This window comes from Streptomyces sp. NPDC004721 (assembly GCF_053601495.1).
Map to the genome: position 1 here is coordinate 1 of NZ_JBSGBZ010000044.1, position 13,019 is coordinate 13,019.

The window sequence follows — 13,019 nt, forward strand, 5'->3', positions numbered from 1 at the left end:
GCGCCGCTCCGCCCGGTGCAGCACGTCCATGCCGCCGACGCGGCCCATGGCCTCGATCCGCGGGTGACCGGCGCCGGTCAGGCTACCCCCGCGATCACTTCGCCTCCTGCTGGGCCATCGCGTTGATGGCCGCCAGTGACTTGCGCACCTGGTTGCGGTCCGTGGTGTTCCAGAAGTCGGGCAGCGATGCCTTCAGATAGCTGCCGTACCGGGCCGTCGCCAGACGGGGATCCAGTACGGCGACCACACCCCGGTCCCCCGAGGCCCGTACGAGACGTCCCGCGCCCTGGGCCATGAGGAGCGCCGCGTGAGTGGCGGCCACCGCCATGAAGCCGTTGCCGCCGGCGTCCTCCACGGCCTTCTGGCGGGCGCTCATCACCGGGTCGTCGGGGCGCGGGAACGGGATCTTGTCCATCACGACCAGCTGGCAGCTGGGCCCGGGAACGTCCACGCCCTGCCAGAGCGACAACGTGCCGAAGAGACACGTCTTCGGGTCCGCCGCGAAGTTCTTGATCAGTTCGCCCAGCGTCTCTTCGCCCTGGAGCAGGATCGGGAACTCGGGGATACGGCTGCGCAGCTCCTCCGCGGCCAGCTGGGCCGCGCGCATGGAGGAGAACAGGCCGAGCGTGCGTCCGCCCGCCGCCTGGATCAGCTCCGTCAGCTCGTCCAGCATGTCCCCCCGGTCGCCGTCCCGCGCGGGACGCGACAGGTGCTTGGCGATGTACAGGATGCCCTGCTTGGGGTAGTCGAACGGCGAGCCGACGTCGACGCCCTTCCACTGCGGAACGTCGTCGCCCTCGGTGCCCTCCGGCGCGAGGCCGAGGGAGGCGCCGACGCCGTTGAAGTCGCCGCCGAGTTTGAGGGTCGCGGAGGTCAGGACGACGGAGCGGTCCGCGAAGAGCTTCTCCCGCAGCAGGCCCGAGACGGACATGGGGGCGACGCGCAGGGAGGCGCCGAAGCGGTCGTGGCGCTCGTACCAGACGACGTCCCACTCGGAACCGTTGGTGATGCGCTCCGCCACGTCGTGCACGTTCTCCACCGAGGCCAGTGCCTGTTTGCGGACAGCGTCCTCGTCCTGGACCGACCTGTCCCGGGTCGCGCCGAGCGCGGAGATGACGTTGCGCGCGGCGTCCCGCAGTGCCAGCAGCACATAGCCGAGGTCCTCGGGGATCTCCTCCAGGCGGCCGGGCAGGGCCAGCTCCATCAGGCGCTCGAAGCCCTCGGCCGCGGTCTGCAACTGATCGGCGGCCTTCTCGTTCACCAGCTTGGCGGCACGGCGCACCGCCCGGTTGACCTGGCCGGGAGTGAGCTCACCGGTGGCGACGCCCGTGACCCGGGAGACGAGTTCGTGTGCCTCGTCGACGATGAGCACCTCGTGCTGCGGGAGGACCGGCGCGCCCTCGATGGCGTCGATCGCGAGCAGTGCGTGGTTGGTGACGACGACCTCGGCGAGTTTGGCGTGCTCACGGGCCATCTCGGCGAAGCATTCGGCGCCGTAGGCGCACTTGGAGGCGCCCAGGCACTCCCGCGACGAGACCGACACCTGTGCCCAGGCCCGATCGGACACTCCGGGCGCCAGATCGTCGCGGTCGCCGGACTCGGTCTCGTCGGCCCAGTCGCGCAGTCGCAGCAGATCCTGGCCCAGCTTGCTGGTGGGCGCGGCCGCCTCGAACTGGTCGAACAGTCCCTCTTCCTCGTCCTGCGGCATGCCCTCGTGCAGGCGGTGCAGGCACAGATAGTTCGATCGGCCCTTGAGCATGGCGAACTCCGGGCGGCGGCGCAGCAGCGGGTGCAGGGCGTCGACCGTGCGCGGCAGGTCCCGCTCGACCAGCTGGCGCTGGAGGGCGAGGGTGGCGGTGGCCACGACCACTCTCTCCCCGTGGGCGAGAGCGGGCACGAGATAGCCGAGGGACTTTCCGGTGCCGGTGCCGGCCTGGACCAGCAGATGCGAGCCGTCGTCGATCGCGTCCGCGACGGCTTGGGCCATGGTCACCTGGCCGGGGCGCTCCTTACCGCCGACGGCGGTGACGGCGGCATGCAGGAGTTCGGGGAGGGAGGGCTTCGTCATAGCGCGACCACCCTACGGCTCGGGACTGACAATCGGGCGATCAAGGCGTGGACCGGTGGCTGGGTATCTCTCGTGCGGATCCGGCGGGGTGGGAACCGGATCGGCCCGAGGGGTGTACCAGAAGTGATGACACTGTGGCGCACTGTCACAGCAGATCACGCAGGGACCGGTCGCGGATCATGAGGGCGGCCCGCTTGGCGGGCAGTTCGATCTCGGCGGCGAACCGGAAACCGGCGCTCAGAAAAGCGGCCAGGGAGGGTGCGTTGCGAAAGTCGGGTTCCGCAAGGACGCGGGCACAGGCGATGCGTTGGTCGAGTACCAGGTCGGCCACGGCTCTGAGCAGGGTGCCGCCAAGCCCCCGCCCACGGTCGGCGACGCCGCCGATGAGGAGATGGATACCGGTGTCGTGCGGCCGGGCCGGGTAGTGCCGGGCCAGCGGATCGAGGTCGGCCCGATAGATCTCCCAATAGCTCATCGGAGTGCCTTCGAGCAGGCCGATACAGGGGACGCTGCGACCGTCGCCGTCGAGTTGCGCGAGCAGATGGGCCTCGGTCACGCGCCGCGGCCCGGCCAGCTGCCAGAACTCCGCGACGGCGGGGTCGTTCATCCAGCGGCTGATCAGCGGCAGATCCCGCTCCATTCGGACGGGGACCAGCTGGAAGGCACCGGCGGGTGTGAGGGTGGGGCCCCAGTCACCCACGCCGTCGAGCAGGTCGGCCGTGGTCGGGGCGTCCGTCCCGGTCGCCTCCCGGAAGAGCGCGACGAAGTCGTCCGGCAGACGCAGGTCGAGCGTGTCCTCACCATCGGCGCCCGCCTCGGTCGGACGGCGGTGCGGAACGGTTGCCGGCGCTTGACCGGTGTCGGCGCCGGCATCGGTGGGAGGCATGGCGCGCTCCTCTCGGAAGACGGGTTTGCGGAAGACGGGGGATTACGGAAGACCGGAGTCGGGGTGCGGGTCAGAGGTACAGGGGGTTGGCGATGGTGACGTAGACGGACTGGGTGTCGACCGGGCCGACGAGTTCGTCGAGGCCGTACAGCCGGGTCAGCAGGTTGGCCTTGCAGCGCAGGACGGGGGAGTCGAGCAGGCGGGAGGGCAGGGTGGAGCGCGTACGGGCGGGGCCGCAGGCCGCGTCGGCGAGGAAGCGGCGGAAGGCGGCCAGCAACAGCCGCTCGTCGGCGAGCCGTTGGGAGCCGAAGGCGCCGATGAGACCGAACACGTTGTTGACGGCGAGGTAGTAGGCGAAGCGTTCGTCGGTGACGTCGTCGGAGACGAAGGTGTCGCTGTGCTCGCCGATACCGGGCAGCCGGGCGTCGAGTTCCGCGTGCCGGGAGACGCGGAAGTAGTAGCCCTGGTTGTCGCGGTAGCGACCGCCCGCGGGCCAGCCTTCGTCGTCCAGCAGGAGCAGCGTGTTCTGCTGGTGGGCCTCCAGGGCGACTCCGGCCTCGCCGTCCAGCCACAGCACGGGGCGGACCACCTGCTCGAGGTAGCGCAGGAACCACTCGGTGGCCACGGCTCTCGACGGGCGGCCGGTGCGGACGGCGAGGCTGGTGACGACCTCGGCCAGGCGGGACCGGAGGGTGAGGGGGGCGCCGGCCCGGGGGCAGGGCCGGGGGGCCACGAGTCCGGCGACGCAGGAGACGTCGTCCGACGGGTTGAACGGGTTGTGCCGGATCATCACGTCCAGGCCCGGCACGGGTGCCCCGTCCTGATCGTCCACGCCCAGCCAGGCCGGGTCGCGGACGATGTCGAAGCCGGGGTGCGCCGCGCGCCACTGCTGGGAGAGCCCGCTGCGCAGCAGTCGGTGGACCTCTACACCCCGGTGCAGTTCCTTGCGGAGGTTCTCACGACGGGAGTTGGTGATGTGCAGGCCCAGTGACAGCTTGAGCATGGCGGCCGCGCCGGTGCGGTGCACGGTGCGTACGGAGGAGGTGGGGTACCAGTACGGCCCGTGGGAACCCAGGTCGCGCAACAGTCCCGCGTCGATCAGAGCCGCCGTGCCCGCACGGTGGCGCACCTCGCGCAACTGCCACGGGTGCAGTGGCAGGGCGGCGTATCCGTCGGGCAGGGGCAGCCCCGCTCCGGCGAGCCGGGCGGTGAGCAGATCGGCGGGTACGGTCCGGCCGCATTCGGTCCAGGCCGAGTCGGTGGCGAGTACGGAGCGGGCGACCGCCATCCAATGCAACGGGAAGGAGCCTCGCAATTCGGGCGAGTAGTGGCGGACTTCGGCTTCCGACAGCCCCTCGCGGCTCTTGGAGGTCGGGTGCAGCGGGTGTCCGAGCAGGAGGGCCTGCTCGGCGGAGAGGAAGCGGTCGGTTCCGTCGGTGGGACGGTGCCGGCGGTCGCGCAGGAAGAGGGTGGTGCCACGAACGGAGTCGGCGACACGGGCGACGAGGTCGAGGGCGGCGGTGTCGGAGGGCTCGGCCGATGTCCGGTTCGGTGACGGGGCGGTGGCTGTGGGCGCCTGCGAGGCCATGGGTGCGCGGTTCCTGGTGCGTGCCTCCCGCACCAGCAGGGTGGCGACCGTGACGGCGTCGGCCGGCGGGGCGTCCTCCGGGGCGTCGGCCAGGTAAGGAAGGCCGAAGCGGTGCCAGCCCGTCGGGGACCAGTGGTGAACCGGGACGAGCAGGGCCGTCCCGCTGGCCCGGAGGGGGATGCGGAGGGTTCCGTAGCAGGGAGCCGCCGTGTCGGTCTCGCGCACCCAGCAGCGCAGAAGGTTCTCCACGGCCGCGGCCTGGGCGGCGGTGTGCGGGTCGGGGTGCTCGAGGAGGTCGGTGGCCGTCCCGTCGGGCCGCAGCGCGGCCGATGTCCTTCTCGGCTGACGGGGAACCTTCTCGGCCGGGTCGTGGGTGTGGGAGCGGCCGTGGGAGGTGGAGGTGAGGTTCAAGACGGCTCCTCGGGGTGATGTTCGGGTCGACGCGTCCAGCAGATGGCGGGCCGGCCGGGCGGGGGTGGGTGCGACGGTGGTGCGACACCGGACCAGTCGGTAAGGGCTGGCTCGGAGGGGGTGAGGATCTGGGTGTTTCGGAAGTGCCGACGGGGCGGCTGGGAGGGGACAGGACGGTCGCCCCTGGCGGTCCGTCCGCGCCCCAGGCTTCAGAGTTCGGCGGGGCGGGGGGGCGGCGGGGCCGGTTGAGCCGATCGGCTCAACCGTCCGGCTCCGGCACCGGTATCGCGGTCCGGGTCGGCCGAGCGGGGCCGGTGCCGGCTCGGACCTGCTTGCCCCGGGGCGCCCGCCGACCAACGCGGCCGCGGGGCGCGCTACCCCGTGCCTTCCGAACGGCCGGCGGGTCGCGGCGGTCTCCGAGGGGTCCCGCACTCCTGACCGTCTCGGCCGGTGTGGCTCCGGGCCGCCGCCTCGACCGCGTCGGCCAGGCGGCCGAGGACCGCGGCGGCCTGCTCGTCGGTGATCGTCAGCGGAGGGAGGAGCCGTACGACGCTCGCGTGGCGGCCGCCGAGTTCGACGATCAAGCCCCGCCGCAGGCACTCCCGTTGGACGGCGGCGGCGAGTTCGGGTGCGGCGGGACGGGGCTCCGGGACGCGGGGCAACGTCGGCCCGGCACCCGGGTTGTGATCGACACCGCCACCCCCGCCGACACCGCCACCCCCGCCGACACCGCCACCCCCGCCGACGCCCCCGGCCCCGGCACCGGAGCCCCTGGGGCAGGTCAGGTCCGAGCCGACGCCGGCTCCGCTGTCCCTCTCAGGGTCCCCCTCCGGGTTCACCAGTTCGAGGCCGATCATCAGCCCGCGTCCCCGTACCTCGCCGACGCAGGGGAAGTGACCGGCCAGGTCACGGAGTTGGGTCAGCATGTGGCAGCCGAGGGATGCCGCGCGTTCGGCGAGGCGGTTCTCCCGGACGTGGGCCAGGGTGGCCGTGCCCGCGGCCATGGCGAGCTGGTTGCCGCGGAACGTTCCCGCGTGGGCGCCGGGTTCCCACACGTCGAGGTCGTCGCGGTAGACCACGACCGCCAGCGGAAGGCTGCCGCCGATGGCCTTGGACAGCACCATCACATCCGGCGTCACGCCGCTGTGCTCCACCGCCCAGAAGGCGCCCGTGCGGCCCACCCCCGTCTGGATCTCGTCGGCGATCAGTGGCACGGACCGGTCCTCGGTGATGCGGCGCATGCGCCGCATCCAGTCGTCCGGGGCGGGAAGCACCCCGCCCTCGCCTTGGACGGGTTCGAGGATCATCCCGGCGGGCAGCGGTACACCCGACTTCGGGTCGTCCAGGACAGACTCGGTCCAGCGAGCGGAGAGTTCGGCCCCGCGCGCGCCGCCGACGCCGAAGGGGCAGCGGTAGTCCTGCGGGTAGGGCAGGCGCGCGACCCGTACGTCGGTGGCGTGGCCCGAGGCGGCGAGCGCTCCCTCGGTCATCCCGTGGTAGGCGCCGGAGAAGGCCAGGATTCCGGTGCGGCCGGTGGCGGCCCGGACGAGTTTGAAGGCGGCCTCGACCGCGTCCGTGCCGGCCGGGCCGCAGAACTGCACACGCGCGCGGTCGGTGAGTCCGGGCGGCAGAGTGTGGAACAGCTCGGTGACGAAGGCGTCCTTGACGGGTGTGGCGAGATCGAGGGCGTGCAGGGGCGCGCCCGAGTCGAGGACCTCACGGATGGCTTCGAGCACGACGGGGTGGTTGTGGCCGAGGGCGAGGGCGCCCGCGCCCGAGAGGCAGTCCAGGTAGCGGCGGCCGTCCGCGCCCTCGATGGTGAGCCCGCGGGCCCGGACGGGCACGATCGGAAGGGCACGCGCATAGGTGCGCGCCGCCGACTCGCGCGCCGACTGCCGCCGCAGGATCCCCTCGAACGAGGTGCGCGCCCCCGCCGACGCGCAGCCTCCGGGCGCAGACTCCGTCACGGTCACGGTCCTTGTCCTCCCGCTGTCCCAGAGCGACGGCCTGCCACTGATGCAAGGCGCCGGCCTCACGCCGCCAGGGCGATTCGCCGCCCACGGCACGGGGTCCCGGACGCAGACATCAGGACCCTCACCGCTACAACCCCGTCCGGTCCGCACGGTTACGGGTGCGCTCAAGATCCTTGCGGTCGTGGAGCGTTGCTCGTCGGCGTCCTCGGCCGGACCTGGCGAGACCACGAGACCCCTCACGGCCCGCGGCCGCACAAGGCCGGCGTGCGACGGCAGGGAGGGGCAGGCAAAACGCCAGGGGGCAGGAGGCAAAACATCAGACGCCGGGAGGCAAATCACCGTGCGGCGGCAGGCAAATCACCGTGCGGCGGGAGGCAACTCGCACCGGTCCCGCATCGGACAATGAAGATCGCAGGGGCAGTCGGCCGAGCGAGGTGCGGGGACATGAGCGACGAAACACCGCCCGTCGCGGGGCTGACCACGGGGGCTCTGGCCCGCCGCCTGGGCGTCTCCCCGACCACCCTGCGCTCCTGGGACCGCCGCTACGGTCTGGGGCCCGCCGTGCGGGAGCGGGGACGGCACCGCCGCTGGAGCCCCCAGGACGTCGCGATGGTGGAGGAGATGTGCCGGCTGACGGCGGCGGGCACGCCGCCCGCCGAAGCCGCCCGGGTGACCCGCCTCGGGCGCGGCCCGGCCGGGCAAGCCGAACCGGCCGGAGCCGTGGCCTCAGACCGGCCCGCGCCGTCGTCCGGGGCGGAGGAGCCGCCCCGCCGCGGGGGCGCCGGCGGCGGGCTGCCGCTGGGCGACGTGCGGCAGGAGTGCCGGGGCCTGGCCCGTGCCGCGGTGCGCCTGGACTCGCCGGAGCTGGAGAGCCGGCTGCTGGAGGCGGTCGGGCGGTACGGGCTGACGGTGGCGTGGGAGGAGGTGATGGTGCCGACCCTGCGCGCGGTGGGCCGCAAGTGGGAGTCGTCCGGCGACCGGTACGTGGAGGTGGAGCACCTGCTGTCCTGGCAGGTGTCGAGCACACTGCGCAGCACGCCGCTGCTGCTGCCGCGCGCCGCGGCCCGGGTGGACGCTCCGCCGGTGGTGCTGGCCTGCGCGCCTGGTGAGCAGCACTCCCTCCCCCTGGAGGCGCTGAACGCGGCGCTGGGCGAGCGCGGGGTGCCGACCCGGATGCTGGGCGCCGCGGTGCCGGTGGAGGCGCTGATCGCCTGCGTGCGGCGCACTGGTCCGACCGCCGTGGTCCTGTGGTCGCAGGCCCGCTCCACCGCGTCGGTGCCGCTGGCGCGGCACGTCGCGGCTCTGGAATGGGGGGCGCCGGGTGCGCGCAGGCGGCCTGCCGTCCTGCCCGCCGGTCCGGGCTGGGAGCGGCGGACCTGCGGGGGCTTCCCGCGCTGCGCGGGCCTGCGGGACGCGGTCGAGACGCTGACCCGCCTCTGCGGTGACGACGGTGCCGTGGCGCACGCCCCACGGCTGCGCTGAGGGCCCGGACTCGGACGAACTGCCAGACCAGACAGCCTGTGGCGAAACCACTGCCCGTAGCGAAACCGTTGCCGTTCCGTCGGCGGTCCCCCACGCCGACCGCATAGTGTGTGGTGCCGTTCGCGCACACCGTGAGACCAGGGCGAACTGGGCCTGATTTCAAGGTGAGAGCGCGATGGCAAGGAGCAAGTCCGTTCACAGCAGGGGGAGTCAGAGCATGCGACCCATACGCCCGTTCTTCAACGCTCGTCGAGGAGGGGGCGCCCGCCGCACAACCTCACCCGTGCTGGCCTCCGTGGCCCTGGCCTCGGTGCTCGCGCTCTTCGCCACCGGCTGCGACTCGGGCGACAGCAAGGCCGACGACCGGCCCACCGCCGTCGCGACCGCCGACGACACGGGCGCAACCGCCGACGGAAAGATCAAGATCCCGGACGACCTGAGGAAGAAGCTCAAGGAACACGGGATCGACATCGACAAGTGGAAGAACGGCGCCTGGAAGGACTGGAACCAGGACGACTGGCTCCGCGAGGCGAAGGACTTCGTCAACCCGATCATCAAGGGCCTGTGGGATCCCGACCGGATGCGCCGCGCCAAGGGCCCGGACAAGGGCGTCGACGACAACGACCTCTCCGGCGACCAGGGTGTCACCGACCCGACCCCGGCCCAGGTGAGGGCACGTGCCGTCCCGCCGGCGTACCACGCGAACGCGGCGACGGCGGGGAAGGTGTTCTTCGACTCCCCCGAGGGCACGATGGTCTGCTCGGCGACGGTCGTTCAGGACCCGGCCCACCCGGGCAAGTCCAACCTCGTGTGGACGGCCGGCCACTGCGTGCACGCCGGTAAGAAGGGCGGCTGGTACCGCAACATCGCCTTCGTGCCGTCGTACAACGACGCGGGCCGCAGCACCGCCGAACTGCAGAACGCCGGCAAGGACGAGGTCGCACCGTTCGGCGTGTGGTGGGGGGACTGGGCGCAGACCTCGGAGCAGTGGATCGAACAGGGCGGTCCGACCGGAGGGCAGGGTGCCGCCTACGACTTCGCCGTCATCCATGTGACGCCCGAGCAGGGCGGCTCCGGCAAGTCGCTGGAGGAGACCGTCGGCGCGGCGCTGCCCGTGGACTTCTCCGCCCCGGCCGTGCCACGGGTGCGGAGCCTGACCGCGACCGGCTACCCGGCCGGGCCGCCGTACGACGGTCAGCGGCTGTACCAGTGCCAGGACAAGCCGGGCCGGCTGTCGCTGAACGCCTCCGACCCGACGATGTACCGCATCGGCTGCACCATGACCGGCGGCTCCTCCGGCGGCGGCTGGGTCGCGACCGGATCGGACGGCAAGCCCGCTCTCGTCTCCAACACCTCGATCGGTCCGGTCACGGCCGGCTGGCTGGCGGGTCCGCGGCTGGGCCCGGCGGCCAAGGACGTGTACGACGCGGTCAGGGGCAAGTTCGCAGGACAGTAGGCAGGCCGAAGGCGGCGGGGTGTCTCACGGGAACCTTCACCGTCCCGCCGCCGTTCGCACTCGACTCCCCGGGCATAGTGGGGTGCCGCTCCGGACGGCTCCGCACGGAAGCGCCCGGATGACAAGCGCATGACGCCAAGGGCGCTCGGCGCTCGGGCCGGGCGCACGGCATTTCACACCAATCAACGGGGGGTTCATCGCACCATGCACTTCATACCTGGTTCCGCCACGCCCCGGCGCGCGCGCCGGCGCACCGTCCTGACCGCCACCGGGCTCGTCGCGGCGCTGGCGCTCACCGCCACCGCCTGCGACGGCTCGGGCAAGGCCGACGCCGCCGGCACGCCGGACGCCGCCGCCTCGCAGTCCGCGGACAGCGGCAGCGACGACGGCAAGGTCAGGATTCCGGCCGACATCGCGGACAAGCTCAAGGAGCACGGGTTCGATGTCGACAAGTGGCAGCGCGGCGGCTGGAAGGACTGGGACAAGGACAAGTGGCTCAGTGAGGCCAAGGACTTCGTCAACCCGGTGATCAAGGGCCTGTGGCAGCCCGAACGGATGAAGTCCGCCCAGGAGGCCGACAAGACGGTCTCCACCCAGGACGCCGTCGCCGACCAGGGCGTCAGCGACCCGGCGCCGCGGCCGGTCCGGGCGCAGGCGGAGAAGACGCCGTACCACGAGAACGCCGCCGCGGTCGGCAAGGTCTTCTTCGACTCGCCCCAGGGCTCGATGGTCTGCTCGGGCACGGTCGTCAAGGACGTCAACCACCCGGGCAAGTCCAACCTGGTGTGGACCGCCGGCCACTGCGTGCACGCAGGCCAGGACGGCGGCTGGTACCGCAACATCGCGTTCGTCCCGGCCTACAACGACCTCGGCAAGTCCTCGGCGCAGCTGAGCAACGCGAAGGCCTCCGAGGTCGCCCCGTACGGCGCCTGGTGGGCGGACTGGGCGTCCACCTCCAACCAGTGGATCCAGGGCGGTGCGGAAACGGGCGGCGCGGGCGCGGCATACGACTACGCCGTGCTGCACGTGAAGCCGGAGTCCGGTTCCCGCTCGCTGGAGGAGACCGTCGGGGCGGCGCTGGACGTGGACTTCTCCGCGCCGCCGGCGGCGCAGGTCGCCACGATGGGCGCCTGGGGCTACCCGGCCGCGCCTCCGTACAGCGGTCTGAACATGTTCCGCTGCGTCGACCGGCCGGGCCGGCTGTCGCTCAGCCCGTCGCTCCCGACGATGTACCGCATCGGCTGCACCATGACCGGCGGCTCCTCCGGCGGTGGCTGGTTCCGTGTGGTGGACGGCAGGACGAAGCTGGTGTCCAACACCTCGATCGGCCCGGCGGACCACACCTGGCTGGCGGGTCCGCAGCTGGGGCAGGGCGCGGAGGCGCTGTACCAGACCATGAGCAGGACCTACGGCGGCCGGTGACCCGGTGACCTCGTGACGACGCCGAGGGTCCGCCCCCTTCGACAGGGGGCGGACCCTCGGGCCGTGCGGTAGTGGTCAGAGCGCGGGGGCGGGCGCGTACGGCGCCAGTTCCGCCGCGAGCTCCTCGTGCACCCGGGCCTTGAGCAGGGTGCCCTCCGCGGTGTGCTCCTCGGAGATCACCTCGCCCTCGGTGTGGGCACGGGCGATCAGCTTGCCGTGGGTGTACGGCACCAGCGCCTCGATCTCGACGGACGGCCGGGGCAGCTCGCTGTCGATCAGCGCGAGCAGCTCGGTGATGCCCTGCCCGGTGCGGGCCGAGACGACGATCGAGCGCTTCTCGATCCGCAGCAGCCGCTGGAGCACCAGCGGGTCCGCCGCGTCCGCCTTGTTGACCACGACGATCTCGGGTACGTCGGTGGCGCCGACGTCCCTGATCACCTCGCGCACCGCGGCCAGCTGCTCCTCCGGGTCGGGGTGGGAGCCGTCCACCACGTGCAGGATGAGGTCGGAGTCGCCGACCTCCTCCATGGTGGAGCGGAAGGCCTCGACCAGGTGGTGCGGCAGGTGCCGGACGAAGCCGACGGTGTCCGCCAGCGTGTAGAGCCGCCCGCTCGGGGTCTCGGCCCTCCGCACGGTCGGGTCCAGGGTCGCGAACAGGGCGTTCTCGACCAGGACACCCGCGCCGGTGAGCCGGTTGAGCAGGGAGGACTTGCCTGCGTTGGTGTAGCCGGCGATGGCGACGGAAGGCACCTTGTTGCGGCGCCGCTCCTGGCGCTTGATCTCGCGGCCGGTCTTCATCTCCGCGATCTCCCGGCGCATCTTCGCCATCTTCTCGCGGATCCGCCGACGGTCCGTCTCGATCTTGGTCTCACCGGGACCGCGTGTGGCGAGGCCGCCGCCGCTGCCGCCGCCCATCTGCCGGGACAGCGACTGACCCCAGCCGCGCAGCCTCGGCAGCATGTACTGCATCTGGGCGAGCGCGACCTGCGCCTTGCCCTCTCGGGACTTGGCGTGCTGGGCGAAGATGTCCAGGATCAGGGCCGTACGGTCGATGACCTTGACCTTGACGACGTCCTCGAGGTGGATCAGCTGGCCAGGGCTGAGCTCACCGTCGCAGATGACGGTGTCCGCGCCGGTCTCCACGACGATGTCACGCAGCTCGTTCGCCTTGCCGGAACCGATGTAGGTGGCCGCGTCGGGCTTGTCACGGCGCTGCATGACGCCGTCGAGCACGACCGCGCCCGCGGTCTCCGCGAGGGCGGCCAGCTCGGCCAGGGAGTTCTCCGCGTCCCGCGCGGTCCCCGAGGTCCATACGCCGACGAGCACGACCCGCTCCAGGCGGAGCTGGCGGTACTCGACCTCGGTGACGTCCTCGAGCTCGGTGGACAAACCAGCGACACGGCGCAGCGCCGCCCGCTCGGAACGGTCGAACTGATCGCCGTCCCGCTCTCCGTCGAATTCGTGGCTCCAGGTGACGTCCTCTTCCATCAGGGCATCGGCCCGGAGACCTTCGGGGTAGGAGTGCGCGAGACGTTTGCCGTCCTGGGACGCCTCGAACGACTGGGAAGAGGAAGAAGAGGAGGTCATTTGGTCCTTACGTGGTGGGAGAGTCCTTCACCGGTCACAACGTACGAGCGCCCCGGGAGATTCCCGTGGCCCCGTGCGGCGCCGGTCTGAAGATGGTCGCACGGTACGGCCCGTCTCGTCACTGCGTTATTCCTCCGGGTGCCACC

General features: G+C 72.1%; 8 protein-coding genes. 3 read left to right on the forward strand and 5 right to left on the reverse strand.

Features of this window, described 5'->3' with window-relative positions; translation table 11 throughout:
• Window positions 1–94 precede the first annotated feature (94 nt).
• The 4 genes from ACWEK3_RS30890 to ACWEK3_RS30905 form a co-directional block, all read right to left on the reverse strand.
• Window positions 95–2,068 carry an ATP-dependent DNA helicase gene (locus ACWEK3_RS30890; protein WP_453251103.1) on the reverse strand — a complete coding sequence of 658 codons (1,974 nt, stop codon included), beginning with the start codon at window positions 2,066–2,068 and terminating at the stop codon, window positions 95–97.
• Between the two features lie 145 nt (window positions 2,069–2,213).
• Window positions 2,214–2,954, reverse strand: a complete 741-nt coding sequence (locus tag ACWEK3_RS30895; protein WP_453251104.1) for a GNAT family N-acetyltransferase — start codon at window positions 2,952–2,954, stop codon at window positions 2,214–2,216.
• A 70-nt stretch (window positions 2,955–3,024) separates the two neighbouring features.
• Entirely contained in the window at window positions 3,025–4,953 is a 1,929-nt protein-coding gene (locus ACWEK3_RS30900) for an IucA/IucC family protein (protein ID WP_450539931.1), read from the reverse strand.
• 374 nt (window positions 4,954–5,327) lie between these two features.
• Window positions 5,328–6,926, reverse strand: coding sequence for a diaminobutyrate--2-oxoglutarate transaminase family protein (locus tag ACWEK3_RS30905; RefSeq protein WP_453251105.1), 1,599 nt, complete (start codon window positions 6,924–6,926; stop codon window positions 5,328–5,330).
• Between the two features lie 444 nt (window positions 6,927–7,370).
• On the opposite strand from ACWEK3_RS30905, the gene ACWEK3_RS30910 reads away from it, so the two are divergent.
• The 3 genes from ACWEK3_RS30910 to ACWEK3_RS30920 all read left to right on the forward strand — a co-directional run bounded on the left by ACWEK3_RS30910 (window position 7,371) and on the right by ACWEK3_RS30920 (window position 11,286).
• Entirely contained in the window at window positions 7,371–8,408 is a 1,038-nt protein-coding gene (locus tag ACWEK3_RS30910) for a MerR family transcriptional regulator (protein ID WP_450539935.1), read from the forward strand.
• A gap of 217 nt (window positions 8,409–8,625) precedes the next feature.
• Window positions 8,626–9,864 (forward strand): trypsin-like serine peptidase, encoded by a 1,239-nt coding sequence (locus tag ACWEK3_RS30915; protein ID WP_450539936.1) that lies wholly within the window; start codon window positions 8,626–8,628, stop codon window positions 9,862–9,864.
• A gap of 204 nt (window positions 9,865–10,068) precedes the next feature.
• Window positions 10,069–11,286, forward strand: a complete 1,218-nt coding sequence (locus tag ACWEK3_RS30920) for a trypsin-like serine peptidase (RefSeq protein WP_450539938.1) — start codon at window positions 10,069–10,071, stop codon at window positions 11,284–11,286.
• A 75-nt stretch (window positions 11,287–11,361) separates the two neighbouring features.
• Here ACWEK3_RS30920 and hflX read toward each other — a convergent pair whose 3' ends face one another.
• Window positions 11,362–12,873, reverse strand: a complete 1,512-nt coding sequence (gene hflX / locus ACWEK3_RS30925; protein ID WP_361415220.1) for a GTPase HflX — start codon at window positions 12,871–12,873, stop codon at window positions 11,362–11,364.
• Between the last annotated feature and the right edge of the window lie 146 nt (window positions 12,874–13,019).

What these genes read in the sequence shown, in the direction of transcription:
- ACWEK3_RS30915 (WP_450539936.1), top strand. Translation starts at nt 8,626, where the DNA reads ATGCGACCCATACGCCCGTTCTTCAACGCTCGTCGAGGAGGGGGCGCC.
- ACWEK3_RS30910 (WP_450539935.1), top strand. Translation starts at nt 7,371, where the DNA reads ATGAGCGACGAAACACCGCCCGTCGCGGGGCTGACCACGGGGGCTCTG.
- hflX (WP_361415220.1), bottom strand. Translation starts at nt 12,873, where the DNA reads ATGACCTCCTCTTCTTCCTCTTCCCAGTCGTTCGAGGCGTCCCAGGAC.
- ACWEK3_RS30920 (WP_450539938.1), top strand. Translation starts at nt 10,069, where the DNA reads ATGCACTTCATACCTGGTTCCGCCACGCCCCGGCGCGCGCGCCGGCGC.
- ACWEK3_RS30890 (WP_453251103.1), bottom strand. Translation starts at nt 2,068, where the DNA reads ATGACGAAGCCCTCCCTCCCCGAACTCCTGCATGCCGCCGTCACCGCC.
- ACWEK3_RS30895 (WP_453251104.1), bottom strand. Translation starts at nt 2,954, where the DNA reads ATGCCTCCCACCGATGCCGGCGCCGACACCGGTCAAGCGCCGGCAACC.